The organism is Pseudonocardia sp. UM4_GMWB1, from assembly GCF_017312155.1.
GTDB classification, from domain to species: Bacteria; Actinomycetota; Actinomycetes; order Mycobacteriales; family Pseudonocardiaceae; genus Pseudonocardia; species Pseudonocardia alni.
Map to the genome: position 1 here is coordinate 3,100,244 of NZ_QJPN01000001.1, position 25,924 is coordinate 3,126,167.

Genomic DNA, 25,924 nt, shown 5'->3' on the forward strand with positions numbered 1-25,924 from the left:
CCGACCCCAGGGCGACCGCGCCCGCAGTGACCGTCCCCGCAGTGACCGCCCGCAGGGCGACCGTCCCCGCCCCGACCGCGGGGACGACCGCCGCGGCGGTCGCGACGACCGTGGGGACCGTGGCGGCGACCGCGGCCCCCGCCGCGAGCGCACCTCCGGCCCCCGCAACTCCGGCCCGCCCCGCGGCCGCAGCGGCCCCGGCAGGCCCCCGGCCGTCGACCCCGCCCGGCAGGCGGCCTACGAGCTGCTGACCGCCGTCCGCGAGCGCGACGCCTACGCCAACCTCGCACTGCCCGGCATCCTGCGCCGCCACCGGCTGCGCGACCGCGACGCCGGCCTGGCGACCGAGCTCGGCTACGGCACCCTGCGCGCCCAGGGCCTGCTCGACACGATCATCGACGCCTGCACCGACCGCCCGCTGGCCAAGATCGAGCACGCCCTGCTCGACGCGCTGCGCCTGGGCGCCTACCAGCTGCTGCGCACCCGGGTGCCCGACCACGCGGCCGTCACCACCTGCGTCGAGCTGGTCCGGTCCGATCACGGTTCGCAGTCGGCCGGGTTCGTCAACGCGGTGCTGCGCCGCATCGGCGAGCACACCGAGGCCGAGTGGCTCGACCGCCTCGCCCCCGACCCCGCCGAGGACCCGGTCGGCGACGCCGCGCTGCGCCACGCCCACCCGCGCTGGATCGCGCAGGCCTTCGCCGACGCGCTCGGCGGGACCGGTGAGGAGCTGACCGCCGCCCTCGCCGCCGACGACACCCGACCGCGCGTGCACCTGCTCGCCCGGCCCGGCGAGATCACCGCCGAGGAGCTGGCCCTCGCCACCGGCGGCGAGCAGGCGCCCTACTCGCCCTACGGGGTGCACCTGGAACCGGGCAGCGGCGACGTCGGCGAGCTCGACGCCGTCGCCGAGGGGCTCGCGATCGTCCAGGACGAGGGCAGCCAGCTCGTCGCCGCCGCGCTCGCCCGGGCCGAGCTGCGGGGCGAGGACACCGGTCGCTGGCTCGACCTGTGCGCCGGGCCGGGCGGAAAGGCGTCGCTGCTGGGCGGGCTCGTCGCCGCCCGGGGCGGGACGCTCGACGCGGTCGAGTCCAGCCAGCACCGCGCCGATCTCGTGCGCCGGTCCGTCGCGGAGCTGCCGGTCACCGTGCACGTCGCCGACGGCCGGGAGGCCCCGCTGCCCGACGGCGGCTACGACCGGGTGCTCGTCGACGCGCCCTGCACCGGGCTGGGCGCGCTGCGCCGCCGCCCCGAGGCCCGCTGGCGGCGCCGCCCCGAGGACATCGCGACGCTGACCCGGCTGCAGCGCGAGCTGCTCGTCGCTGCGCTGCGTCATGTCCGACCCGGCGGCGTCGTCGCCTACGTCACCTGCTCGCCGCACGTGTCGGAGACCGCCGGCGTCGTCGGCCGGATCGTCGGCCGCGACGGACGCCCCGGCCCGGCCGGTGCCGTCGAACAGCTCGACGCGCGCGCCTGGCTGCCCGGCGAGGTCCCCGGCCTCGGGGACGGGCCGACCGTCCAGCTGTGGCCGCACGTGCACGGCACCGACGCGATGTTCCTGGCGCTGCTGCGCCGCCCGCTCGACGACTGACCGCGGTGTGACGGCGGCCTCGCCCACGGGTGCGGGGCCGCCGGCGAGCGGCCAGTAACCTCCTCGGCGTGCACCCGATGATCGCGCCCAGCATCCTCTCGGCCGACTTCGCCCGACTCGGCGAGGAGGCCGCCGCCGTGGGCGGCGACGGGACCGGGAACGGCGCGGACTGGCTGCACGTCGACGTCATGGACGCGCACTTCGTGCCGAACCTGACGCTCGGCCTGCCGGTGGTGCAGAGCCTGCGCGCCGCCACCGACATCCCGCTCGACTGCCACCTGATGATCGAGGACCCGGACCGCTGGGCCCCGGGCTACGCCGAGGCGGGCGCCCGCAACGTCACCGTGCACGCCGAGGCCGCCCACGATCCGGTGATGCTCGCCAAGAACCTGCGCGCCGCCGGGTCCCTCGCCGGGCTGTCGATCAAGCCCGGCACCCCGCTCGACCCCTGGGTCGAGGTGCTCCGCCACTACGACACGTTGCTGGTCATGAGCGTCGAGCCCGGCTTCGGCGGGCAGAGCTTCATCCCCGAGGTCCTCGACAAGGTCCGCACCGTCCGCAACCTGGTCGACACCGGGCACCTCACCGTGCTCGTCGAGATCGACGGCGGCATCAACGCCGACACCATCGACGCGGCCGCCGAGGCCGGCGTCGACTGCTTCGTCGCCGGGTCGGCCGTCTACGGCGCCGAGGACCCGGGCCGCGCCGTCGCCGCGCTGCGCGACAGCGTCCGCCGCGCGAACCCGCACCGCTGGGCCGGCTGAGCCCGCCCCGGCCCCGGAGCGAGGAGCAGTGGACGGCTCGACCGGCCCGGACCGCCGCACGGTGGCGGCGATGCGCCGTGCCCTGGCCGCATCCGTGGAGGTCCACGGCACCACCAGCCCCAACCCGGCGGTCGGCTGCGTCATCCTCGACCGGCACGGCGAGGTGGCAGGTGTCGGCGCCACCGCACGACCCGGCGGCCCGCACGCCGAACGGGTCGCGCTCGCCGCGGCGGGCCCGCGGGCCGCGGGCGGCACCGCGGTGGTCACCCTCGAACCGTGCAACCACACCGGCCGCACCCCGCCGTGCGTGGAAGGTCTCCTGGAGGCGGGTATCGCCCGCGTGCACGCCGCGGTCGCCGACCCGAACCCCGTCGCCGCGGGCGGTCTGGACCGGCTGCGCGCCGCCGGAGTAGATGTGACACTCGGCACGCTCGCCGACGAGGTCGCGCTCGGTCCGCTGCGCGGCTGGCTGCACCGCACGCGCACCGGACGCCCCCACGTGACCTGGAAGGTCGCCACCACGCTCGACGGCCGCGTCGCCGCCGCCGACGGCACCAGCCGCTGGATCACCGGCCCGGCCGCGCGCGGCACGGTGCATGACCTGCGCCGCAGGATGGACGCGATCGTCGCGGGCACGGGTACCGTCCTGTCCGACGACCCGGCGCTGACCGCCCGCCGGCCCGACGGCACCTTGTTCTCCCACCAGCCCCTGCGGGTGGTGGTGGGACACCGCGACGTCCCGCCCGGCGCCCGGCTGGCCCGGACCGACGAAGCCGGCACCGCCGACGTGCTCCACCTCCGCACCCGCGATCCGGGGGAGGTGCTCGCCGAGCTCAGCCACCGGACCGTGGTGGACGTGCTCCTCGAGGGCGGACCGACCCTCGCCGGTGCGTTCGTCGCCGCAGGACTCGTCGACCGGGTGCTCGTGCACCTGGCCCCGGCCCTGCTCGGCGCGGGACCGCACGCCCTCGGTGACGCGGGCGTGGTAACGATCGCCGACATCGTTCGGTTGCACGTGGACGAGATCCACCGCGTCGGCGACGACGTGGTCATCGACGCACGACCGGCATCCGGCCCGACCGGGCCGGACGTGCCGCAGTAGGAGGGACGGGCGATGTTCACCGGGATCGTGGAGGAGGTCGGCGAGGTCGTCGACGTCCGCACCGACGACGACGTCGTCGTGCTGACCGTGCGCGCGGCACTGGCCGCCGAGGTCGGGCACGGGGAGTCGGTCGCGGTGAACGGCTGTTGTCTCACCGCCGTCGTCACCGGGCAGGGCGCGGCCACGCTCACCCTGGAGCTGGTGCCCGAGACGCTGAAGCGGACCTCGCTCGGCGCCGTCGGTGCCGGGTCCGGGGTCAACCTGGAGCGCGCCGTGCCCGCCGGTGGCCGGCTCGACGGCCACATCGTGCAGGGGCACGTGGACGGCATCGGCACCGTGGTCTCCCGCACCCCCGGCGAGCGCAGCGACGAGGTCCGGTTCTCGCTGCCCGCCGAGCTCGCCCGCTACGTCGTCGAGAAGGGCTCCGTCGCCGTCGACGGTGTCTCGCTGACCGTCGCCACCGTGTACCCGGACGGGTTCGGGGTGGCGCTGATCCCGACGACCCTCGCCGAGACCACACTGGGGTCGCGCGCCCCGGGGGACCCGGTCAACCTGGAGGTCGACGTGATCGCCAAGTACGTGGAACGCATGACCGCGGGGTACCTGCAGGGGCCCGGGTCCGGACAGGAAGGGGTCGCCCGGTGAGCGAGCCGTTGACGTCGCCGGTCACTCCGGCAGGCCAGGGGTCGGGCAAGTTGCCGGACGCCCCGCACACCGCGATGTCCCCCTCGGAGCGGGCCGAGCGCTTCGCCCAGATCGAGAAGGCCATCGCCGACATCGCCGAGGGCAAGCCGGTCGTCGTGATGGACGACGAGGACCGCGAGAACGAGGGCGACCTGATCTTCGCCGCGTCGAAGGCGACCGCGGAGCTGCTGGCGTTCACCGTCCGCTACACCTCCGGCTACGTCTGCGTGGCCATCACCGGTGAGGCCTGCGAGCGGCTCGACCTGCCGCCGATGCACCACACCAACCGCGACTCCTTCCGCACCGCGTACACGGTCACAGTGGACGCGAAGGAGGGCGTCACCACCGGCATCTCCGCCCAGGACCGTGCGCACACGATCCGCACGCTCGCGGACCCGGGGACCGACCGGCACGACCTGGTCCGGCCCGGGCACGTCGTGCCGCTGCAGGCCCGTGAAGGCGGGGTGCTGCGCCGTCCCGGGCACACCGAGGCCGCGGTCGACCTCGCCCGGATGGCGGGCCTGCCCGCCGCCGGCGCGCTGTGCGAGATCGTCTCGGAGAAGAACACCGGAGAGATGGCCCGCGGCGAGGAACTCGGCGTGTTCGCCGCCGACCACGACCTCACGCTGATCACCATCGCCGACCTCATCGCCTACCGGCGCCGCTACGAGAAGCACGTCGAGCGGGTAGCTACCGCGCGGATCCCCACCGGCCACGGTGACTTCCTCGCGCACGGCTACGACTGCACCCTCGACGGTACCGAGCACATCGCCATGGTGATGGGCGACGTCGCCACCCCCGCCGACGACGGCGAGGACGTGCTCGTCCGGGTGCACTCCGAGTGCCTCACCGGAGACGTCCTCGGCTCGCTGCGCTGCGACTGCGGCCCCCAGCTCGACGCGGCCCTGGAGGCCGTCGCCAAGGAGGGCCGCGGCGTCGTGCTCTACATGCGTGGACACGAGGGCCGGGGGATCGGCCTGCTGCACAAGCTGCAGGCCTACCAGCTCCAGGAGGCCGGCGCCGACACCGTCGACGCCAACCTCGCGATGGGGCTGCCCGCCGACGCCCGGGACTACGGCATCGGCGCCCAGATCCTCGCCGACCTCGGCGTGAAGTCGATGCGGCTGCTCACCAACAACCCGGACAAGCGCGCCGGGCTGGAGGGCTACGGGCTGCGCGTCGTCGGTCGCGAGCCGATGCCGGTGCGCGCGACCCCGCAGAACCTGCGCTACCTGCGGACCAAGCGCGACCGGATGGGCCACGACCTGCCCGACCTCGGCGAGGTCGCCGACCCGGCGCTCTGACCCGGCCGCGCACCGCCCACCGGGAGACCCCGTGGCGCGGCGCGCGGGCCGAGAGGCGAGAATCGGCCCATGAGCGGTGAGGGCCGGCCCTCCGGGGCCACGCAGCTGGACGCGAGCGGACTGCGGGTCGGGGTGGTGGCGGCCCGCTGGCACGCCGAGATCGTGGACCGGCTGCTGGAACGGGCCGTCGCCACGGCTCGGGAGGCCGGTGCCGAGCCCACCGTCGTGCGGGTGCCCGGCACCGTCGAGCTGCCGGTCGTCGCCCAGGAGCTGGCCCGTGGCCACGACGCCGTCGTCGCGCTCGGTGTCGTCGTCCGCGGCGGCACCCCGCACTTCGAGTACGTCTGCGACGCCGTCACCGCGGGCCTCACCCGCGTGGCGCTCGACGAGTCGACCCCGGTCGGCAACGGCGTGCTCACCACGGACACGGTGGACCAGGCGATCGACCGCTCCGGCGCGCCGGGCGCGGCCGAGGACAAGGGGACCGAGGCCTGCATCGCCGCACTCGAATCGGCGCTGGCGCTGCGCGACCTGCGCGCCGGCGCCCCGACCCGCTCGTGACCCCGACCCGGGTCAGCACAGGGAGACTCCAGTGACCGAGCAGCCGACCGACTCCACCGCCCCCGCCGCCCCGGTGGCGCAGACCCGGACCGGACCCGGACCGGACGCGGTGACCCTGCGCCCGCGGGTCATCCGCTGGACCGCCTGGCTCAGCGCCGCCGGCGTGATGGTGTTCTTCTTCATCGCGGCCTACTTCATGCCCGCCGAGGACACCGGGGTGATCTTCCAGCCGGCCGACCAGGTCGCGATGATGGTCATCGGGGCGTTCGTCGCCGGCGGGCTGCTGCTCATGGCCCGCCCCCGGGTGCGCGCCGACAGCCACGGCATCGAGGTCCGCAACGTCATCACCGCCCGGTGGTACGACTGGGCCGACGTGCACGGCGTCTCGTTCCCCGACGGCGCCGCCTCGGCCCGCCTGGAGCTTCCCGACGACGAGTACCAGTCGGTGCTCGCCGTGCAGGCCGTCGACCGCGGGCTGGCCGTGCGCCACGTCCGGACCCTGCGCACGCTGCACCGCGCCGCCGTCCTGGGGGAGTAGGCCGGCTCAGGCGCCGATGCCCGGCGCCCCGGCCCGGCGGTCCAGGACCGGGCCGCCCAGGTCGGCCCGGTCGGCCGCGGCGGCCCCGTGCCGGAAGCCGCTGCCCGACACCTGCGGGCGGCGGGCGCGGCGCAGCCTGCCGAACTCGGCGTCGTAGGCCCGGTCGACCTCGGCGCCGCGGTCGGCCAGCACCAGTTCGGTCGATGCGGCCGCCCGCCCGGTCTCGGCCTCGGTCTCGCCCAGTGCGGAGCGCTCGGCCTCGCACAGCCGCTCGTACACCCGGCCCGCGAAGCCGTAGATCCAGGACCGCCGGTAGGCCGCCACCGACTCGCCGGGGTCCGGCGGGCGGACCGCGGCCAGCGCGGCCGTGGCCTGCAGCAGCAGCGACGTGTAGAGCAGCTCCACCCGCTCCCGGTCGGAGGCGAACCCGAACACGGTGACCGCGGCGACCGAGCCGCCTCGCTGGTCGTGCATCACCCACCGGCACCGCAGCGCCGACGCCGTCCACCCCAGCAGCCGCGCCTTCGCCCCGCTGTAGGGGTTGTCGACGGTGATCCGGCTCCGGCCGATCGGGTCGGCCCGCGACGGCCCGGCGCCGGGCGCCGCCGCCAGCAGCGCCTCGTCGATCCCGTGCCGTGCCATCAGCGCGAACGCCTTGTCGGTGTAGATCTCGGCCTCGTCCGGGGTGCCGGCCCGCTCCGCCTTCGCCAGCAGCTTGCGGATCCGGTCCAGCCGGGCCCCGGGCACCTGCTCACCCGGCGCGGTGCCGATGTCGGTGCGGGGGCCGGTCTCCTGCGCGGTGCTCACGGCGGTCTCCTCGGGCTCGGTAAGGTCGAACTCGTGTTCGAGGGCGAGGTGTACCGGACCCTACCGACAGTTCCGGTGCGCTCGTGCGCGGTCCCCGGCCGACACGCGTCCCTACACCTCGTCCGGGGCCCGCGCCGAGGCCGGGGCCGGGCCGGAACCGTCGGTGCCCGCAACTACCCTGGGAGTCACCATGGCCGACCCCAGCACCTACCGTCCGGCGACCGGGACGATCCCGGAGTCGCCCGGGGTGTACCGCTTCTCCGACCCCCGTGGCCGGGTGATCTACGTCGGCAAGGCCAAGAGCCTGCGGCAGCGGCTGAACTCCTACTTCGCCGACCTGTCCGGCCTGCACCCGCGCACCCGGCAGATGGTCACCACCGCGGCGAAGGTGGAGTGGACGGTCGTCGGGACCGAGGTCGAGGCCCTCCAGCTCGAGTACAACTGGATCAAGGAATACGACCCGCGGTTCAACGTCCGCTACCGCGACGACAAGAGCTACCCGGTGCTCGCGGTGACGATGCACGAGGAGTACCCGCGGCTGCACGTCTACCGCGGCCCGCGCCGCAAGGGCGTCCGCTACTTCGGCCCGTACGCCCACGCCTGGGCCATCCGGGAGACCCTCGACCTGCTGCTGCGGGTCTTCCCCGCGCGCACCTGCTCGACGGGGGTCTTCAAGCGGCACGGCCAGATCGGGCGGCCCTGCCTGCTGGGCTACATCGACAAGTGCTCCGCCCCCTGCGTGGGCACGGTCACCGCCGACGAGCACCGTGACATCGTCGAGAACTTCTCCGACTTCCTGTCCGGACGCACCGACCGGATGGTCCGCCAGCTCGAACGCGAGATGGCCGAGGCCTCGGAGAACCTCGAGTTCGAGCGCGCCGCCCGGCTGCGCGACGACCTCGGGGCGCTCCGCCGCGCGCTGGAGAAGCAGGCCGTCGTGCTGGGCGACGGCACCGACGCCGACGTGGTCGCCTTCGCCGAGGACGAGTTGGAGGCCGCGGTCCAGGTCTTCCACGTCCGCGGCGGCCGGGTCCGCGGCCAGCGCGGCTGGGTGATCGACAAGGTCGAGCCGACCGACACCGAGCAGCTCGTCGAGCGGTTCGTCTCGCAGTTCTACGGCGAGCAGCACGCCCTCGCGGGCGCCGCCGACGACGCGGCGCAGCCGGTGCCCAAGGAGATCCTGGTCCCGGTGCTGCCCTCCGACACGCCCGCGCTGGAGCGCTGGCTGACCGGGCTGCGCGGCTCCAAGGTGCAGATCCGGGTGCCCCAGCGCGGTGACAAGCGTGATCTGGCCGCGACCGTCGCGCGCAATGCGAAGGAGGCGTTCGCCCAGCACAAGCTGCGCCGCGCCGGGGACCTCACCGCCCGCTCGGCCGCACTGCAGGAGATCCAGGAGAACCTGGAGCTCGACCAGGCACCGCTGCGGATCGAGTGCATCGACATCAGCCACGTGCAGGGCACGAACGTCGTCGCGTCGCTCGTGGTCTTCGAGGACGGGCTGCCCCGCAAGTCCGAGTACCGCCGCTTCGAGATCCGCGACGCCGCACACGAGGGTGACGTCGCCTCGATCGCGGAGGTGGTGCGCCGCCGGTTCCGCCGCTACCTGGCCGAGACCGCCGACGAGCCCGCGCCCACCGAGGGCTCCGGGGAGGTCGCGCCGGGTGACACCGTGCGCACCGGGATCGACCCCGAGACCGGGCGGCCCAAGAAGTTCGCCTACCCGCCGAACCTGCTCGTCGTCGACGGAGCGAAGCCGCAGGTCGACGCGGCGGCCGCGGAGCTGGCCGGGCTGGGGATCACCGACGTCGCGGTGTGCGGTCTCGCCAAGCGCCTCGAGGAGGTCTGGCTGCCCCACGACACCGACCCGGTGATCCTGTCCCGGACCAGCGAGGGTCTCTACCTGCTGCAGCGGATCCGGGACGAGGCGCACCGGTTCGCCATCACCTATCACCGCCAGCGTCGTTCGCAGGGCATGACGGCGTCCGCTCTCGACGGGGTCCCCGGGCTCGGCCCGGCCCGCAAGCAGGCGCTGCTCAAGCACTTCGGATCGGTGCGCAAGCTGCGCGCCGCCGACGTCGACGAGATCGCCGGCGTGCCCGGCTTCGGTCGCCGGACCGCCGAGTCCGTGGTCGCGGCCCTGCACGCCGGAACCGAGGGGGAGAAGGCATGACCGACGACAACGGCGAGGTGACCGCGGGCCCGGGGATCGAGGTCGCGGTGGTCAGCGGCCTGTCCGGGGCCGGGCGCAGCACCGCGGCGAAGGTCCTGGAGGACCTGGGCTGGTTCGTGGTGGACAACCTGCCGCCCGAACTCATCGCCACGATGGTCGAGCTGGGGTCGCGGGCCCGGGGCGAGGTGGCCCGGATCGCGGTGGTGATGGACGTGCGCTCCCGCGCGTTCACCGACGATCTCGGAGCCGTCATCAAGGACCTCGACGGCCGCGGCTACCGGCCGAAGCTGCTGTTCCTGGAGGCCTCCGACGCGGTGCTGGTGCGCCGCTTCGAGCAGAACCGCCGCTCGCACCCGCTGCAGGGCGCCGGGCGCATCACCGACGGCCTGGGCGCCGAGCGCGAGGTGCTGCGTCCGCTGCGCGAGGACGCCGACCTCGTCGTCGACACCTCGAACCTGTCGGTGCACGACCTGCGCACCCGGATCGAGGGCTCGTTCGCCCAGGAGAGCGCGCACGCCGCGACCCGGGTGACGGTGCTGTCGTTCGGCTACAAGTACGGGCTGCCGCTGGACTCCGACCTCGTCGTCGACGTGCGGTTCCTGCCCAACCCGCACTGGATCCCCGAGCTGCGCCCGTTCACCGGCCGCGACCGGGAGGTCAGCGACTACGTGCTGTCCCAGGAGGGCGCGGAGGAGTTCGTCGACCGCTACCTGGAGCTGCTCGACCTCGTCGGCGCCGGGTACCGGCGCGAGGGCAAGCGCTACCTGACCGTGGCCGTCGGCTGCACCGGCGGCAAGCACCGCTCGGTGGCGATCTCGGAGGAGATCGGGCGCCGGCTCGCCGACCGCGAGGGCATCCAGGTCAACGTCGAGCACCGCGACATGGGGCGCGAGTGAGCCCACGCCCACCCGAGCGCACCGGGGGACTGCGGGTGGTCGCGCTCGGCGGTGGGCACGGCCTGCACGCCACGCTGACCGCGCTGCGCCGCTGCCCGCCGGTCACCGACATCACCGCGGTGGTCACCGTGGCCGACGACGGCGGGTCCTCGGGGCGGCTGCGCCGCGAGCTCGGCCTGCTCCCGCCCGGCGACCTGCGGATGGCACTCGCGGCGCTGGCCGGCGACGACGAGCGGGGCCGCTTCTGGTCCGGGCTGGTCCAGCACCGCTTCGGCGGGACCGGCGCCCTGGCCGGGCACGCGGTGGGCAACCTGCTGATCGCCGGGCTGCTGGAACGCGACGGCGACCCCGTGCGCGCACTGGCGACCGTCGGCGAGCTGATGGGCTGCGCCGGACGGGTCCTGCCGATGGCCCGGGTGCCCCTGGACATCGAGGCGGAGGTCGCGCTGGACGGCGTCGACGGCGCCCACCTGATCCGCGGCCAGGTCGCCGTCGCTTCCACCCCGGGCCGGGTGCGCCGGGTCTGGCTGCGGCCCGCCGACCCGCCCGCCTGCGACGAGGCCGTCCGCGCGGTGCGCGACGCCGACGTCGTGCTCCTCGGACCCGGCTCGTGGTTCACCAGCGTGCTCCCGCACCTGCTCGTGCCCGGGCTGCGCGACGCGCTGCTGGAGACCCCGGCGGCCCGGGTCGTGCTGCTCAACCTGGCCCCCGAGCCGGGGGAGACCGCCGGTTTCTCCCCCGAACAGCACCTTGAAGTACTGTCCGGGCACGCTCCCGGTCTGCGGGTGCACGCCGTCCTGGCCGACGCCGGGTCGGTGAGCCTGCCGGACCGGCTGGACGCGGCCGCCGCCGACCTGCTGGTCCCCGGCGGACGGGTGTGGCCGGCCGCCGTCGCCGACGCCCGGGCGGCGACCCCGCGGCACGACCCGGACGCACTGGCCGGGGCGCTCGCCGACGTGTTCGGCGCCCTGACCCCCGGCCGGGTCCCGGCGGAGAACGGCACGCACGACAGGCCGCAGCACGACAGCCCGCAGCGCGGAAGGAGCTCCCGATGGCCATGACCGCCACGGTGAAGGACGAGCTGAGCCGGCTCACCGTCACCAAGCAGTCGTCGCGGCGCGCGGAGGTCGCCTCGCTGCTCCGCTTCGCAGGCGGCCTGCACATCGTGGGCGGCAGAGTGGTGATCGAGGCCGAGGTCGACACCGGCTCGGTCGCCCGCAGGCTGCGCCGCGAGATCCACGAGCTCTACGGCCACACGGCCGACGCGCACGTGATCACCGCGGGCGGTCTGCGCCGCAGCGCCCGGTACGTGATCCGGGTGATCCGCGACGGTGAGGGACTCGCCCGCCAGACCGGGCTGCTCGACAACCGTGGCCGCCCGGTGCGCGGGCTGCCGCCGCCCGTGGTCTCCGGTGACCTGTCCGACGCCGAGGCCGCCTGGCGCGGCGCGTTCCTCGCGCACGGGTCGCTCACCGAGCCGGGCCGCAGCTCCGCACTGGAGGTCACCTGCCCCGGCCCCGAGGCCGCGCTGGCCCTGGTCGGCGCGGCACGCAGGCTGGGCGTCGCGGCGAAGGCCCGCGAGGTCCGCGGCGCCGACCGGGTCGTGGTCCGCGACGGCGACGCGATCGGCGCGCTGCTGACCCGGATGGGCGCCCACCAGAGCGTCCTGTCCTGGGAGGAGCGTCGGATGCGCCGCGAGGTCCGGGCGACGGCGAACCGGCTCGCGAACTTCGACGACGCCAACCTGCGCCGCTCGGCGCGGGCCGCGGTCGCCGCGGCGGCCCGGGTCAGCCGCGCCCTGGAGATCCTCGGCGACGAGGTGCCCGAGCACCTGCAGGCCGCCGGGCGGCTGCGGGCCGAGCACACCCAGGCGTCGCTGGAGGAGCTGGGCCAGCTGGCCGACCCACCGATGACCAAGGACGCCGTGGCCGGCCGGATCCGGCGGCTGCTCCAGACCGCGGACAAGAAGGCCGCCGAGCTGGGCATCCCCGACACCGAGTCCGCCGTCACCGCCGAGATGCTGGAGGAGGAGGGCGGCGGGCGCTGACCGCGGTCACACCCCGTCACGAGGGGGGTGCGGGGTGTCGGGCATGATGCCGCCGTGACGATCCCGGGCTCCACCCTCCTCGCCGTTCATCTCGATCGATCCAGCATGCTGCGGCCGCTCCTGCCCGCGCTGCGCTCCGGTCTCGCGGACCTGCTCGCCGAGCAGGACGCCCACGACGGTCACCTGCAGGTCGTCGTCGCCACCGGGGACGACCTCACCCGCTCGCTGCCCGACGGCACGCACCCGCCCGCCGTCCCGGTCGGTGCCGCCGAGGCCCGCACCGCACTGCCCGCGAAGCTGCGCCCGCTCGGCGGCCCGGACCTGCGCGGCGGCGCGGCCCGGCTGCTCGGCGCCGTCGGCGACGAGCTCGCCGCCCGCGACGAGGCCGACCGCCCCGAGCGGGTGGTCGTCCTGCTCGTCGGGGAGGGCGCCGTCGGCGACACCTCCGCCGTCCGCGAGCGCATCGTCGACCAGCAGAGCACCTACGCCTGGGAGTTCGTGCTGGTCGACGTGACCACCGGCACGATCCCGGCCGCCGCGGGTGCCCGGGCGGCCGCGTCCGGGGAGAACCGGGGCGAGGGCGGGGACGCCGCCGTCGCCGTCGCCGAGCGGCCCGCGGGCGACGGGGCCGAGCGCTTCGGTGTGCCGGTCACCGCCACCATCACCGCGGGCCCGGGCGCGACCGGCGTGACCGCCGCGCTGTCCGCGGCCTCGGCGTTCGTGACCCGGGCCCGCGACGGGCGTCCGCACGAGCCGGTCGAGGGCTTCTCCGACGACGAGCGCGCCGCCGCCGGCGTCCCCGACACCCGTCCGGGCTGGCGCCGCCTGCTCCGCCTGGCCTGAGCACCCCGCGACGATCCCGTGACCCGCCCGGGCACGGGGCCGTCGCGTGTCCGGATACCGGCCGGTACCGGTCCGTCCCCACACCGGGGACCGTCCGGAGCGGCCCGACCGCGCCCGATCCCCGAGCGCGGCGCAGGTCACGGGCCCTACGGGGGTCGCGACGGCCGATGCGCCGATAGGGTGGCTGCCGAGCACGGCACGCGCCGGCGCCCGCCACGGGCGCCGACCCGCGATCGACCTGCCACACCCCACCGCCGGGACCCGGCGGGCCGGGGGAGAAGACGACAGGCACGACGAGCCCTGGAGGCATCTGTGACGGTCCGCGTAGGAGTCAACGGCTTCGGCCGCATCGGCCGGAACTTCTGGCGGGCGGTGGACGCCCAGCGCGCCGCCGGCACCACGGACATCGAGATCGTCGCGGTGAACGACATCACCGACAACGCGACGCTCGCGCACCTGCTCAAGTACGACTCGATCCTGGGGCGCCTGCCCTACGAGGTCACCACCTCGGGCGACGAGATCGTCGTCGACGGCAAGGGCTTCAAGGGCCTGGCCGTCCGCGACCCCGCCGAGCTGCCCTGGAAGGACCTGGGCGTCGACGTCGTCGTCGAGTCGACCGGTATCTTCACCAAGCGCGAGGCCGCGGCCAAGCACCTCGACGGCGGCGCCAAGAAGGTCGTCATCTCCGCCCCGGCGACCGACGAGGACATCACCATCGTCAAGGGCGTCAACGACGGCGACTACGACGGTTCGCAGACCATCGTCTCGAACGCGTCCTGCACCACCAACTGCCTCGCGCCGATGGCGAAGGTGCTCGACGACCTGGCCGGGATCGAGAAGGGTCTGATGACCACGATCCACGCGTACACCCAGGACCAGAACCTGCAGGACGGCCCGCACAAGGACCTGCGCCGCGCCCGCGCCGCCGCCCTGAACATCGTCCCCACCTCCACCGGTGCGGCGAAGGCGATCTCGCTGGTCATGCCGCACCTCAAGGGCAAGCTCGACGGCTACGCGCTGCGGGTGCCGATCCCCACCGGCTCGGCCACCGACCTGACCGTCGAGGTCCGCAAGGAGGTCACCGCCGCGGAGATCAACGCGGCGATGAAGGCGGCCGCGGAGGGCCCGCTCAAGGGCGTCCTCAAGTACACCGAGGACCCGATCGTCTCCTCCGACATCGTCACCGACCCGCACTCGTGCATCTACGACTCGGGCCTGACCAAGGTCATCGGCAACCAGGTCAAGATCGTCGGCTGGTACGACAACGAGTGGGGCTACTCCAACCGCCTCGTCGACATCACCGGTCTGGTGGCGTCGAAGCTGTGAGGACCCTCGACGACCTCGTCGCCGAGGGCGTACAGGGCCGGACCGTGCTGGTCCGCTCCGATCTGAACGTTCCCCTCGACGACGACCGGAACATCACCGACGACGGCCGCATCCGCGCGTCGGTGCCGACGATCAACGCCCTCTACGAGGGCGGCGCCCAGGTCGTCGTCACCGCGCACCTCGGCCGTCCGAAGAACGGGCCCGACGAGAAGCTCTCGCTCGCCCCGGTCGCGCAGCGGCTCGGCGAGCTGCTCGGCGCCCCGGTGCGCCTGGTCGAGCTCGGCACGCCGCTGCCGTCGATGGCCGCCGGTGACGTCGTGATGCTGGACAACATCCGGTTCGACGCCCGCGAGACCAGCAAGGACGACGCCGAGCGCGGCGCGTTCGCCGACGAGCTCGTCGCCCTGGTCGGCGACGACGCGGCGTTCGTCTCCGACGGGTTCGGCGTGGTGCACCGCAAGCAGGCGTCGGTCTACGACGTCGCGCAGCGGCTCGACGCCTACGCCGGCGGGCTCGTCCTGTCCGAGGTCGAGGTGCTCCGCACTCTGACCGGCTCGCCGGAGCGGCCGTACGCGGTCGTGCTCGGCGGCTCCAAGGTCTCGGACAAGCTGGCCGTGATCGAGGCGCTGCTGCCGAAGGTCGACACGTTGCTCGTCGGCGGCGGGATGTGCTTCACGTTCCTCGCCGCGCAGGGCCACGGTGTCGGCTCCTCGCTGCTGGAGTCCGATCAGGTCGACACCTGCCGGACGCTCCTGGAGTCCGGCAAGATCGTCCTCCCGACCGACGTCGTCGTCGCCGACGCGTTCTCCGCGGACGCGAACACGAGGACCGTGCCGGTGGACGGGATCGACGACGGCTGGATGGGCCTCGACATCGGACCCGACTCGGTGCGGGAGTTCGCGGCCCGCATCGCCGACGCGAAGACGATCTTCTGGAACGGCCCGATGGGCGTGTTCGAGCTGGCACCGTTCGCCGAGGGCACCCGCGGTGTCGCGCAGGCGATCGCCGACGGCGACGCCTTCTCCGTCGTCGGCGGCGGGGACTCCGCCGCCGCGGTCCGGGCGCTCGGCATCGCCGAGGACGCGTTCTCCCACATCTCCACCGGGGGCGGCGCGTCCCTGGAGTTCCTGGAGGGCGCGACCCTGCCGGGCGTCGCCGTGCTGGAGGAGGACGCCTGATGGCCACCCGCAAGCCCCTCATCGCGGGCAACTGGAAGATGAACCTCAACCACCTCGAGGCCATCGCGGTGGTGCAGAAGCTCGCCTTCGCCCTGCCCGACCGGTACCTCGACAAGGTCGAGGTGGCCGTCCTGCCGCCGTTCACCGACATCCGCAGCGTGCAGACGCTGATCGACGGCGACAAGCTGCGCCTCGTGCACGGCGCCCAGGACCTCTCCCCGCACGACTTCGGTGCCTACACCGGTGACGTGTCGGGCGTCATGCTGGCCAAGCTGGGCTGCACCTACGTCGCCGTCGGGCACTCCGAGCGGCGCGAGATCCACGGCGAGGACGACGCGGTCGTCAACGCCAAGGTGCTCGCCGCGCTCAAGCACGGGATCACCCCGATCCTGTGCGTCGGCGAGGGCCTGGACGTCCGCGAGGCGGGCACCCACGTGCAGCACTGCACCGACCAGCTGCGCGGGGCGCTGAAGGGCGTCACCGCCGAGCAGGCGGCCGGTCTCGTGCTCGCCTACGAGCCGGTCTGGGCGATCGGCACCGGCAAGGTGGCGGGCCCGGCCGACGCGCAGGAGGTCTGTGCCGCGCTGCGCGCGACGCTGGCCGAGCTGTACTCCGACGAGGTCGCCGGGACGGTCCGCGTCCTCTACGGCGGCTCGGTGAAGTCGTCGAACGTGGGCGAGATCGTGGCCCAGACCGACGTCGACGGCGCACTCGTCGGCGGCGCCAGCCTCGATGCCGAGGAGTTCGCGAAGCTGTCGGCGATCGCCGCGGGTGGCCCGCTGCCGTAGGCGGCTCCGTACCCGTCCCGCGGCCCCGGTCCCCTGTCAGAGGGGCCGGGGCCGCTGGAGTATTCTCGGCCACTCCGGCGAGCGACCACTGATGGGGAAGCGCACGTGATCCTGACCCTCCAGATCATCCTGATCGTGACCAGCCTCCTGCTGATCGCGATGGTCCTGCTGCAGCGCAGCAAGGGTGGTGGTCTGACCAGTCTCTTCGGTGGCGGCGTGCAGTCGAGCCTGTCCGGCTCGGCGGCGGCGGACCGCAACATCGCTCGCTACACGGTCTTCGTCGGCCTCATCTGGCTCATCGCGGTGGTCGGCAACGGCCTGCTGCTGGCCACCGGCTGACGGTCGGACGGACGAGAGGGAGCGGGACATGGCAGGCGGCAACGCGATCCGCGGTACCCGGGTCGGTGCGGGACCGATGGGCGAGAACGAGCGGGGCGAGACCGCCCCGCGCGAGCGCATCCCGTTCTACTGCGCGAACGGGCACGTCAACAACACCTGGTTCGCCGCGGAGGCCGAGGTCCCCGAGACCTGGGACTGCCCGCGCTGCGGGCTGCCGGGCGGACGCGACGCGGAGAACCCGCCCGCCGCGCCCCGCACCGAGCCGTACAAGACGCACCTGGCGTACGTGAAGGAGCGGCGCAGCGACGCCGACGGCGAGGCCATCCTCGAGGAGGCCCTCGGCCGGCTGCGGGCCTCCCGGGAGCTCTGACCCGGTCCCACGGCGCGCCCGGGTCGTGACCGGGCGCACGTCCGGGTTAGATTCGGTGGTCATGAGCCGCTGGACGCTGCCCCCGGACCGGATCCCCTCGGCATGGTTCAACGTCGTGCCGCACCTGCCGACGCCGCCGCAGCCGCCCCTGCACCCCGGGACCCGCGAGCCGGTCGTCCCCGAGGACCTGGCGCCGCTGTTCCCGACCGCCCTGATCGAGCAGGAGGTCAGCGCCGAGCCCTGGATCGACGTCCCCGGTGAGGTCCTCGACATCCTGAGGCTGTGGCGGCCCACGCCGCTGGTCCGCGCGACCCGGCTGGAGAAGGCGCTGGGCACCCCGGCGCGGATCTACTTCAAGGACGAGTCCCTCTCGCCCTCGGGCAGCCACAAGACCAACACGGCCGTGGCCCAGGCGTTCTACAACGCCCGCGAGGGCACCACCCGGCTCACCACCGAGACCGGCGCGGGCCAGTGGGGGACCGCGCTGTCGTTCGCCGCTGCCCAGTTCGACCTGGACCTGAAGGTCTACATGGTGCGGGCGTCCTACGGGCAGAAGCCCTACCGGCGGATCGCGATCGAGACCTGGGGCGGCGAGGTCGTGCCGTCGCCCGTCGACGAGCCCGACCACCCCGGCTCGCTGGGCTCGGCCATCTCCGACGCGGTCCGCGACTGCGTCGGCCGCTCCGACACCCACTACGCGCTCGGCTCGGTGCTCAACCACGTGCTGCTGCACCAGACCATGATCGGTCTGGAGGCGAAGGAACAGCTCGCGCTGGCGGGGGAGCGGCTGCCCGACGTCGTCATCGCGCCGTGCGGCGGCGGCTCCAACCTGGGCGGGATCGCCTTCCCGTTCGTGCCGGACTCCGGCGTGCGGCTGCTCGCCGTCGAGCCGCTGTCGTGCCCGACGCTGACCCAGGGCCGCTACGACTACGACTTCGGCGACACCGCGGGCCTCACCCCGCTGATGCCGATGTACACCCTGGGCCACGACTTCGTGCCGCCGTCGATCCACGCCGGCGGGCTGCGCTACCACGGTGACTCGCCGCTGGTGTCCTCGCTGGTCAAGGACGAGCGGATGGAGGCCGTCGCCTACCCGCAGGGAAAGGTGTTCGAGGCCGCCATCCAATTCGCCCGCACCGAGGGCAAGATCCCGGCGCCGGAGTGCGGGCACGCCATCGCCGCCACCATCGACGAGGCGCTCGCCGCGAAGGAGACCGGGGAGGAGAAGGTGATCCTCTTCAACTACTGCGGTCACGGCTTCCTCGACCTGGCCGCCTACGACGACTACACGAACGGCCGGCTCGACGAGATGGGCTGACGGGATCGGCTGAGCCCCACCCGCACCACGACGGCCCGTCCCCCGGACCAGGGGACGGGCCGTCGCCGTGCGGGCGGTCAGCGGCGCAGACCGCGCAGCAGGGCCGCGGTGTCGCGGCGGCGGGCCCACGCGACCACGCACACCGCCACCAGGGTCAGCGCCGGGAACGCGACCATCGCGGGCATCAGCACCGCGGTGACCGCGGTGGCCCCGACCATCAGCGCGACCTGGCAGACGGCGGCGAGCCCGCACAGCCGCGGGACCAGCAGGGCGACCGCGCCGGCCAGCTCCAGCCAGCCGACCACGACCATGCCGACGGTCCCCAGGCCCAGCAGGTCGAACCCGGCGACCGCGACCGGGTCGGCGTTCACCTTCGGCAGCGCCGCCATCACGAAGACCCCGGCCAGCAGCACCTGCAGCACCCACAGGCCGACGGTGGCGGCCCGCGGACGACGGGTGGCGGAGGTGGTGGACGCGGTCCCGGTACGGGTGGTGGTCATGGCGGGCTCCCCGGTGCTCGCGGTCCCGGGCCGGGGCCGCCGTTGCAGAGGAGACCGGGGCCGTCGCCGGAACTCATCGGTGCGCCCGGTCCGGGTTCGGACCGTCGGTCCCGGCTGCGTCGGGTGTCGCGTCGGCGGTGTCTGCGCGGGCCGTGCCGGATGCCCGGACCCGACACCCACCGGAAACCGCGCTCGGTTGCTCCACGAAACACCGCGGGCGAACCATCCCTGCCGGGGTCGGGGAACTGCGACGACGGAGGACGCGTGGGCGTGAATGCGGGAGACACCGCGTGGGTGCTGGTCAGCGCCGCGCTGGTGATGGTGATGACGCCGGGACTGGCGTTCTTCTACGGCGGGATGACCCGCAGCAAGTCCGTGCTCAACATGCTGATGATGAGCACCGTCTGCCTGGCCGTGGTCAGCGTCCTGTGGGCGCTGTACGGCTACAGCTGGGCCTTCGGCAACGACGTGGGCGGCGGCCTGATCGGCGGCGGGGAGTTCGCCGGGCTGGCGAACACCGTCGGCGCGATGGTCGGCGTCGGCAGCGACTCGGCCCCGTGGCCGGGCACCGACGCCCTGCCCGCGCCGGCGTTCGTGATGTTCCAGCTCATGTTCGCGGTCATCACCCCGGCGCTGATCTCCGGCGCCGTCGCGGACCGCACGAAGTTCTGGGGCTGGACGGCGTTCGTCGTGCTGTGGGTGACCATCGTGTACTTCCCGGTCGCGCACTGGGTGTTCGCCTTCGACGGCTTCACCGGCCCGGACAACGTCGGCGGCTGGATCGCCAACACCCTCAAGGCCGAGGACTTCGCCGGTGGCACCGCGGTGCACATCAACGCCGGTGCCGCGGCGCTCGCGCTGGCGATCGTGCTCGGCAAGCGGCGCGGCTGGCCGCGCGAGCCGATGCGTCCGCACAACCTCCCGTTCGTGCTGCTGGGCATGGCGCTGCTGTGGTTCGGCTGGTTCGGCTTCAACGCCGGTTCCGCGCTCTCCGCGGGTGACCTCGCCGCGACCGCGTTCACCAACACCATGCTCGCCACCGCCACCGCGCTGATCGGGTGGCTGCTCGTCGAGCAGGTCCGCGACGGGCACCCCACCACCCTCGGTGCGGCCTCCGGCGCCGTCGCCGGGCTGGTCGCGATCACCCCGGCGTGCGGGTTCGTGCAGCCGGTCGGGGCGCTGGCCATCGGGCTCATCGCCGGTGCGGTGTGCGCGCTGGCCGTCGGGCTGAAGTTCCGCTTCGGCCTCGACGACTCCCTCGACGTCGTCGGCGTCCACCTCGTCGGCGGCATCGTGGGCACCCTGCTCATCGGCTTCTTCGGCGACAACAGCGTCAACTCCGCCGCCGCCGGCGACAACGGCCTGTTCTACGGCGGCGGGCTGGTCCAGCTGGGCCGCCAGGCGCTCGCCGCGGGTGCGGTGCTGCTGTACTCCTTCATCGTCGCGCTGGTCCTCGGCTACCTGATCAAGGTGACCATCGGGTTCCGCATCGACGAGGAGAACGAGGCCACCGGCATCGACGAGACCGAGCACGCCGAGACCGCCTACGACTTCTCGTCGCTGGGCAGCCGCGCGCTCGCCGGGGCCTCCCGCCCCGCGACGCCGGCCACCCGTGAGCCCGTGGGGGAGAGCCGATGAAGCTCGTCACCGCCATCGTCAAGCCGTTCGCGCTGGAGGACGTCCGCGGTGCGCTCGAACACCTCGGTGTGCTCGGGCTGACCGTCGGGGAGGTCCGCGGGCACGGCAGGCAGAAGGGACACACCGAGATCTACCGCGGCGCGGAGTACTCGGTGGACTACGTGCCGAAGGTGCGTATCGAGACCGTCGTCGACGACGAGATCGCCGACACGGTCGTCGACGCCATCGTCGAGGCGTCCCGCACCGGCAAGATCGGCGACGGGAAGATCTGGGTGCAGCCGGTCGAGACCATCGTGCGCGTCCGCACGGGCGAACGCGGCAGCGACGCGGTCTGAGCCGTCAGCGCGCCGCCGGACGGGCCGTCCGGCGGCGCGCCGCCCCGCCCTCGGGGGCGACGGCGCGCGCGGCGTGCGCCGCGCCCAGGTCCGCCGCTGCGGCGGCGAACACCGGGTCGAAGAACAGGAAGCTGAGCAGCTCCGCGCCGTGGGTGGTGTCGGCGTCCGGTACCGCGCCGCCGACCAGCCGTTCCAGCACGGCCAGCGACGGGTTCCGCAGCGCACGCAGCCCGCCGTACTCGTGGCGGCGCACCGCGTCGGCCAGCTCCGCCAGCTCGGTGGCCCGGTCGGCGGGCGGCCCGGCGAACCAGGTCGCGATCCGGCGGTGCCGCCGGTCCTCGCCGCGGTCGACCAGCGCGTTGACCGCGCGCAGGGTCCGCAGGTCCTCGGTCACCCCGGCGCCCAGCACGATCCGCAGCGCCAGCGCGGCGACCGCGTACACGTCGGGCACCCGGTCCGCCGGGGACAGCGCCGCGGCGGACTCGCCGAACGGGACGTCCGGTGTCGTCGCGACGACACCGACCCGGTCCGCGCCCAGGCGCAGTGCGGGCTTGAGCGGGGTGTTGAGCCGGACCCCGCCGTCGAGATACCAGCCGGCCGCCTCGCCCTCGATGCGACGCGGCGCGAACAGCACCGGCACCGCGGCCGAGGCGAGCAGGTGGTCCGGGCCAAGCCGGGCGTCGACGTAGCGGATGTCGCGACCCGGGTCGTACGGCGGCAGCGCCACGTCCGGCCCGCGCTCGACGAACACCGTGGTCCCGCCGGTGCCGGCGGCGGTGCACGCCACCCCGACGGCGTCGACCCGGCCGCGGGCGACGGCGTCGTGCAGCCGGTCCCAGTCGACGACCCGGTCCACCACCGGGCGCAGCCGGTCGGCGTCGAGGAGGCGGGTCACCCGGTCCGGCACCAGCAGCAGCCTCCGCAGCCACGACGGGACCCCGGCGAGGTCCCCGAGGTAGGCCGCGGTCGCCTCCACCGCCGACGACGGCAGCGCCACGACCTCCTCGGTGCGCACCGACGACCAGCGGGCGACGAGCTCGGCGGCCGCGGCGTCCGGGGCGACGTCGGACAGCCCGGCCAGCGCGGCCACGTTCAGCGCGCCCGCACTCGTGCCGACCAGCACCGACGGCGCCGACCACCGCCGCGCCATCCGCGGCAGGAGCTCGGTCAGCGCACCCGCCTCGTAGGCGCCGCGCGCTCCCGCGCCCGCCACGACGAGTCCGGTCCGTGCCGCCACCCGGACCAGGTTACCCGCGGTACGCCTTCTCCAGGGCGACGGCGTCGAGCTTGCCGTGGGTGGCGTACACGGCCCGCGCGACCCGGGACCGGGCCTCGGCGTCGGGCGAGGTCAGCCACTCCCGCACCCCCGGCGGGATCACCTGCCAGGACACCCCGTAGCGGTCCTTGAGCCACCCGCAGGGCTGCTCGACGCCGCCGTCGACCAGGGCGTCCCAATAGCGGTCGACCTCCTCGACGGACTCGCAGTGCACCTCCATCGAGATCGCCTCGGAGAGGGTGAACACCGGCCCGCCGTTCAGTGCGGTCCAGGGCTGGCCGTTGAGCCGGAACCCCACGGTCAGGACCCGGCCCTCCTGGTCGGGGACCTCCGGGCCGTAGTGCACGACGGTGTCGATGCCCGAGTCCGGGAAGATGCCGGTGTAGAACCGGGCCGCCTCCTCGGCGACTCCGTCGAACCACAGGCACGGCGTGATCGGCTTCATGGTGTCGTCCCCTCCCCGCGACGCCGGCTCTCGGCGTCACACGGGGGAGACCGGCGCGGTGCGCCCGACTCATCGCTCCCGGGGGACCGGGCGCACGAGCCCGGCGGCGCGGGTCGCGCGCTCCCGGGCGGTGTCGGCGTCGTCGGCGTGGGCGACCGCGACGCCCATCCGGCGCCGCTCGGTCGCGGTGGGCTTGCCGAACAGCCGCAGGTCCGCGCCCTCGACCGCGAGCGCGTCGGCGACGCCCTCGTAGGCAGGGGCGTCCATCTCCGTGCCGCCGTAGACCACCGCCGACGCACCGGGGGAGCGCAGCGCGGTGTCCACCGGCAGGCCCAGCACGGCGCGGGCGTGCAGCTCGAACTCCGAGAGCCGCTGGGTGGCGAGGGTGACCAGGCCGGTGTCGTGCGGGCGGGGGCTCACCTCGGAGAACAGCACCTCGTCGCCGCGGACGAACAGCTCCACCCCGAACAGGCCCCACCCACCGAGGGCCTCGGTGATCCGGGCGGACACGTCGCGGGCGGCGGCCAACGCGGCGTCGGACATGGGCTGGGGCTGCCAGGACTCGACGTAGTCGCCGTTCTCCTGGCGGTGCCCGATCGGCTCGCAGAACGCGGTGCCGCCGGCGTGCCGGACGGTGAGCTGGGTGATCTCGTAGTCGAACTCGACGAAGCCCTCGACGATCACCCGCGGGTTCGACACCCGGGCGCCGGTACGGGCGTACTCCCAGGCGGCGTCGGCGTCGTCGGCGCTCTGCAGGACCGACTGGCCCTTGCCGGAGGAGGACATCACCGGCTTGAGCACGCACGGCAGCCCGACCGTCGCGACGGCCTCGCGGACCTCGTCGAGGGTGTCGGCGAACACGTAGGGGGAGGTGGGCAGGCCCAGCTCCTCGGCGGCGAGACGCCGGATGCCCTCGCGGTCCATGGTCAGCTTCGCGGCCCGCGCGGTGGGGACCACGGTCGTCCCGGCCGCCTCGATCTCGGCCAGGGCGCCGGTGGCGATGGCCTCGATCTCGGGAATGACGAGGTCGGGCGCCTCCTGCTCGATGAGCGTCGCCAGCGTGACCGGGTCGGTCATGTCGATCGCGTGCCACCGGTGCGCCACCTGATGGGCGGGGGCGTGCGGGTAGCGGTCGACGGCGACGACCTCCACGCCGAGGCGCTGGAACGCGATCGCGACCTCCTTGCCCAGCTCACCCGAGCCGAGCAGCAGCACGCGGGTGGGGTCCGGGCCGAGCGGGGTGCCGATACGCATGACGGGGACCCTAACCGCAGGTCCACGTGCGACACCCCGCCCGGGCGCGGCATCTCACATCCGGGGGCCGCCGTCAGGAGACCCGGGCGACGAACCCGTCGGGCAGGTCCGAGGCGGCCTCGGTGTCGAGCAGCCAGCGGGTCGTGACGGTGCCACGGGCCCCAGCGACCGGCAGCTCGGTCTCCGGCGTGCCGGTGAGCGCACCCGCGACGGCCGGTGCCTTGCCCGCCCCGGCCGCCACCACCCACACCTCGCGGGAGCGGCGCGCCGCGGCCAGGGTCAGCGAGATCCGGGTCGGCGGCGGCTTCGGGCAGTCGAAGACCGCGACGACCGTCGCCGCCTGCTCGTGCACGGCGGGGGAGTCGGGGAACACCGACAGGGTGTGGCCCTCCTCGCCTATCCCGACCAGGGTCACGTCGAACGCGGGGACGCCGTCGTCGTCGGGGCCGGCCAGCTCGGCGAGCAGCCGGGCGTAGTCGGCGGCCGCGGCGAGGGCGTCGTCGCGGGTGCCGCCGCCCGCCGGGGCTGCGGGCATCGGGTGCACCCGGGCCGGGTCCAGCGGGAGTGCGTCGAGGAGGGCCTCGCGGGCCTGGCGGTCGTTGCGCTCGTCGTCGTCGGCGGGGACGAAGCGCTCGTCGCCCCAGAACAGGTCCACCCGGGCCCAGTCGACGGCGTCGCGCGCCCCGGAGGCGGCGACGTCGCGCAGCAGCTGGATCCCGACCCCGCCTCCGGTGAGCACCAGCCGCGGGACCCTGCCCGCGGCCTGGAGGTCCACCAGCGCGGTGAGCAGCCGGGCCGCGGTCGCCGCGGCGAGTGTGTCCTTGTCCGGGTGCACCGCCACCTGCACCTGCGTCGCGGCGCTCACGCGCGCACCTTCACCGGGGTGCGGCCGCGGGTCACCTTCGCCACCCCGGCGAGGGCCTCGGCGTAGACCTCGTCCGGGTCGAGCCTGCGCAGCTCCTCGGCGAGACAGTCCGACACGTGCCGCCGGGCCAGTGCGATCAGCCGTTCCGGCTGGCCGGGCTGGGTCAGCCGGGCGGTCTTGCCGTCCGGGCGTGCCAGCTCGACGTCACCGGACGGGCGAGTCAGCCGGACCAGCGAGAGCCCGTTGTCCTTCTCCGACGGAGAGCGCTTCACCTTCACCCCCAGGCTCGCGGCGAGCCAGCCCGCGATCAGCTCGGTGGACGGCGACACCGCCTCCCCGGCGACGACCGCGGAGCTGATGTCCTCGTACGGCGGCACGTCCAGCGCGGCCGCCAGCTGGGCCCGCCACTGCGTGAGCCGGGTCCAGGTCAGGTCGGTGTCGCCGGGCGCGTAGTCCTTGCGGCGCGCCTCGAACGCCTTCACCGGGTTCTTCGACGACAGCGCATCGGTGATGCGGCGCTGCGCGAGGCGGCCCACCGCGTCCTCCGACGGCGAGGCGGGCGCCTCGTTCGGCCACCACGCGACGACCGGGGCGTCCGGCAGCAGCAGCGGCATGACCATGCCCGCGCCCGCCTCCTCGGCCGCCAGCGGGCCGTAGCCGCGCAGCACGATGACCTCGCTGGCGCCGGCGTCGCCGCCGACCCGGATCTGGGCGTCGAGCCGCGGCGAGGCCCGCCGCTGCCCGCGGGCCAGGACGATCACCCGGCAGGGGTGCTCGCGGCTGGCCGCGTTGGCGGCGTCGATCGCGCGTTCGAGCTCCGGGCCGTCGTCGGTGACGACGACCAGGGTCAGCACCCGGCCCAGCGCGAACACCCCGCCGGACTCGCGGAGCTCGACTAGCTTGCGGTTGACCGCCGAGGTGGTGCTCGACGGGAGATCGATGATCACGATGGGGTCTCCGTCTTCTCCGCGACTGCCGTCCGTGC

27 protein-coding genes are annotated in these 25,924 nt (G+C 74.5%); 20 read left to right on the forward strand and 7 right to left on the reverse strand.

The window, feature by feature from the left end; translation table 11 throughout:
• Positions 1 to 244: 244 nt before the first annotated feature.
• The 7 genes from DMP15_RS14820 (at position 245) to DMP15_RS14850 (ending at position 6,544) form a co-directional block, all read left to right on the forward strand.
• The gene (locus DMP15_RS14820; RefSeq protein ID WP_073575280.1) at positions 245 to 1,591 is read left to right on the forward strand and encodes an RsmB/NOP family class I SAM-dependent RNA methyltransferase; all 1,347 of its coding nucleotides are present in this window, start codon (positions 245 to 247) and stop codon (positions 1,589 to 1,591) included.
• Between the two features lie 77 nt (positions 1,592 to 1,668).
• The gene (gene rpe, locus DMP15_RS14825) at positions 1,669 to 2,355 is read left to right on the forward strand and encodes a ribulose-phosphate 3-epimerase (RefSeq protein WP_073575281.1); all 687 of its coding nucleotides are present in this window, start codon (positions 1,669 to 1,671) and stop codon (positions 2,353 to 2,355) included.
• A 70-nt stretch (positions 2,356 to 2,425) separates the two neighbouring features.
• A complete protein-coding gene (ribD, locus tag DMP15_RS14830) occupies positions 2,426 to 3,457 on the forward strand; it encodes a bifunctional diaminohydroxyphosphoribosylaminopyrimidine deaminase/5-amino-6-(5-phosphoribosylamino)uracil reductase RibD (protein WP_337826696.1) in 1,032 nt (343 codons plus the stop codon).
• A gap of 12 nt (positions 3,458 to 3,469) precedes the next feature.
• Positions 3,470 to 4,102: a riboflavin synthase gene (locus tag DMP15_RS14835; RefSeq protein WP_073574701.1), complete on the forward strand. Its 633-nt coding sequence runs from the start codon at positions 3,470 to 3,472 to the stop codon at positions 4,100 to 4,102.
• 74 nt (positions 4,103 to 4,176) lie between these two features.
• Positions 4,177 to 5,445, forward strand: a complete 1,269-nt coding sequence (locus tag DMP15_RS14840; RefSeq protein WP_073574702.1) for a bifunctional 3,4-dihydroxy-2-butanone-4-phosphate synthase/GTP cyclohydrolase II — start codon at positions 4,177 to 4,179, stop codon at positions 5,443 to 5,445.
• Between the two features lie 69 nt (positions 5,446 to 5,514).
• Positions 5,515 to 6,006 (forward strand): 6,7-dimethyl-8-ribityllumazine synthase, encoded by a 492-nt coding sequence (gene ribH, locus DMP15_RS14845; protein WP_337826034.1) that lies wholly within the window; start codon positions 5,515 to 5,517, stop codon positions 6,004 to 6,006.
• Positions 6,007 to 6,037: 31 nt separating this feature from the next.
• Positions 6,038 to 6,544 (forward strand): PH domain-containing protein, encoded by a 507-nt coding sequence (locus DMP15_RS14850; RefSeq protein ID WP_376772702.1) that lies wholly within the window; start codon positions 6,038 to 6,040, stop codon positions 6,542 to 6,544.
• Between the two features lie 6 nt (positions 6,545 to 6,550).
• Here DMP15_RS14850 and DMP15_RS14855 read toward each other — a convergent pair whose 3' ends face one another.
• The gene (locus DMP15_RS14855) at positions 6,551 to 7,351 is read right to left on the reverse strand and encodes a DUF2786 domain-containing protein (protein WP_322789648.1); all 801 of its coding nucleotides are present in this window, start codon (positions 7,349 to 7,351) and stop codon (positions 6,551 to 6,553) included.
• 190 nt (positions 7,352 to 7,541) lie between these two features.
• Between DMP15_RS14855 and uvrC the strand changes: the two genes are divergently transcribed.
• The 11 genes from uvrC to DMP15_RS14910 all read left to right on the forward strand — a co-directional run bounded on the left by uvrC (position 7,542) and on the right by DMP15_RS14910 (position 18,626).
• Positions 7,542 to 9,521 (forward strand): excinuclease ABC subunit UvrC, encoded by a 1,980-nt coding sequence (uvrC, locus tag DMP15_RS14860; RefSeq protein WP_337826035.1) that lies wholly within the window; start codon positions 7,542 to 7,544, stop codon positions 9,519 to 9,521.
• Positions 9,518 to 10,417, forward strand: coding sequence for an RNase adapter RapZ (gene rapZ, locus DMP15_RS14865; RefSeq protein WP_073574705.1), 900 nt, complete (start codon positions 9,518 to 9,520; stop codon positions 10,415 to 10,417). Before uvrC ends, rapZ begins: the two co-directional genes overlap by 4 nt.
• Positions 10,418 to 10,446: 29 nt before the next feature.
• Positions 10,447 to 11,478: a gluconeogenesis factor YvcK family protein gene (locus DMP15_RS14870; RefSeq protein WP_337826697.1), complete on the forward strand. Its 1,032-nt coding sequence runs from the start codon at positions 10,447 to 10,449 to the stop codon at positions 11,476 to 11,478.
• Positions 11,469 to 12,464 carry a DNA-binding protein WhiA gene (gene whiA, locus DMP15_RS14875; protein WP_062395598.1) on the forward strand — a complete coding sequence of 332 codons (996 nt, stop codon included), beginning with the start codon at positions 11,469 to 11,471 and terminating at the stop codon, positions 12,462 to 12,464. The genes DMP15_RS14870 and whiA overlap by 10 nt, the downstream gene beginning before the upstream one ends.
• Before the next feature lie 105 nt (positions 12,465 to 12,569).
• The gene (locus DMP15_RS14880; RefSeq protein ID WP_073574707.1) at positions 12,570 to 13,307 is read left to right on the forward strand and encodes a hypothetical protein; all 738 of its coding nucleotides are present in this window, start codon (positions 12,570 to 12,572) and stop codon (positions 13,305 to 13,307) included.
• 312 nt (positions 13,308 to 13,619) lie between these two features.
• Complete coding sequence (gene gap / locus DMP15_RS14885) at positions 13,620 to 14,633, forward strand: type I glyceraldehyde-3-phosphate dehydrogenase (protein WP_073574708.1); 1,014 nt, start codon at positions 13,620 to 13,622, stop codon at positions 14,631 to 14,633.
• Entirely contained in the window at positions 14,630 to 15,811 is a 1,182-nt protein-coding gene (locus DMP15_RS14890) for a phosphoglycerate kinase (RefSeq protein WP_100877629.1), read from the forward strand. Before gap ends, DMP15_RS14890 begins: the two co-directional genes overlap by 4 nt.
• A complete protein-coding gene (gene tpiA, locus DMP15_RS14895) occupies positions 15,811 to 16,599 on the forward strand; it encodes a triose-phosphate isomerase (protein ID WP_337826036.1) in 789 nt (262 codons plus the stop codon). Before DMP15_RS14890 ends, tpiA begins: the two co-directional genes overlap by 1 nt.
• A gap of 105 nt (positions 16,600 to 16,704) precedes the next feature.
• On the forward strand, positions 16,705 to 16,938 hold the full coding sequence (secG, locus tag DMP15_RS14900) for a preprotein translocase subunit SecG (protein WP_020627703.1): 234 nt from the start codon (positions 16,705 to 16,707) through the stop codon (positions 16,936 to 16,938).
• 28 nt (positions 16,939 to 16,966) lie between these two features.
• Entirely contained in the window at positions 16,967 to 17,308 is a 342-nt protein-coding gene (locus tag DMP15_RS14905; protein ID WP_020627702.1) for an RNA polymerase-binding protein RbpA, read from the forward strand.
• Positions 17,309 to 17,369: 61 nt separating this feature from the next.
• Positions 17,370 to 18,626, forward strand: a complete 1,257-nt coding sequence (locus DMP15_RS14910; RefSeq protein WP_073574710.1) for a TrpB-like pyridoxal phosphate-dependent enzyme — start codon at positions 17,370 to 17,372, stop codon at positions 18,624 to 18,626.
• Between the two features lie 77 nt (positions 18,627 to 18,703).
• Here DMP15_RS14910 and DMP15_RS14915 read toward each other — a convergent pair whose 3' ends face one another.
• Entirely contained in the window at positions 18,704 to 19,126 is a 423-nt protein-coding gene (locus tag DMP15_RS14915) for a DoxX family protein (protein WP_337826037.1), read from the reverse strand.
• Positions 19,127 to 19,396: 270 nt separating this feature from the next.
• Between DMP15_RS14915 and DMP15_RS14920 the strand changes: the two genes are divergently transcribed.
• Together DMP15_RS14920 and DMP15_RS14925 are read left to right on the forward strand one after the other, a co-directional pair.
• Positions 19,397 to 20,764 carry an ammonium transporter gene (locus tag DMP15_RS14920; protein WP_337826038.1) on the forward strand — a complete coding sequence of 456 codons (1,368 nt, stop codon included), beginning with the start codon at positions 19,397 to 19,399 and terminating at the stop codon, positions 20,762 to 20,764.
• Positions 20,761 to 21,099 carry a P-II family nitrogen regulator gene (locus DMP15_RS14925; RefSeq protein WP_337826039.1) on the forward strand — a complete coding sequence of 113 codons (339 nt, stop codon included), beginning with the start codon at positions 20,761 to 20,763 and terminating at the stop codon, positions 21,097 to 21,099. Before DMP15_RS14920 ends, DMP15_RS14925 begins: the two co-directional genes overlap by 4 nt.
• Before the next feature lie 4 nt (positions 21,100 to 21,103).
• On the opposite strand, the gene DMP15_RS14930 is transcribed toward DMP15_RS14925, so the two are convergent.
• The 5 genes from DMP15_RS14930 to opcA form a co-directional block, all read right to left on the reverse strand.
• Complete coding sequence (locus DMP15_RS14930; protein ID WP_139282732.1) at positions 21,104 to 22,336, reverse strand: patatin-like phospholipase family protein; 1,233 nt, start codon at positions 22,334 to 22,336, stop codon at positions 21,104 to 21,106.
• Positions 22,337 to 22,346: 10 nt separating this feature from the next.
• Entirely contained in the window at positions 22,347 to 22,820 is a 474-nt protein-coding gene (locus DMP15_RS14935; RefSeq protein WP_073574715.1) for a VOC family protein, read from the reverse strand.
• Between the two features lie 69 nt (positions 22,821 to 22,889).
• Entirely contained in the window at positions 22,890 to 24,074 is a 1,185-nt protein-coding gene (purT, locus tag DMP15_RS14940) for a formate-dependent phosphoribosylglycinamide formyltransferase (RefSeq protein WP_337826040.1), read from the reverse strand.
• A 73-nt stretch (positions 24,075 to 24,147) separates the two neighbouring features.
• The gene (gene pgl / locus DMP15_RS14945) at positions 24,148 to 24,939 is read right to left on the reverse strand and encodes a 6-phosphogluconolactonase (RefSeq protein WP_337826041.1); all 792 of its coding nucleotides are present in this window, start codon (positions 24,937 to 24,939) and stop codon (positions 24,148 to 24,150) included.
• Positions 24,936 to 25,886: a glucose-6-phosphate dehydrogenase assembly protein OpcA gene (opcA, locus tag DMP15_RS14950; RefSeq protein WP_100877636.1), complete on the reverse strand. Its 951-nt coding sequence runs from the start codon at positions 25,884 to 25,886 to the stop codon at positions 24,936 to 24,938. The genes pgl and opcA overlap by 4 nt, the downstream gene beginning before the upstream one ends.
• Between the last annotated feature and the right edge of the window lie 38 nt (positions 25,887 to 25,924).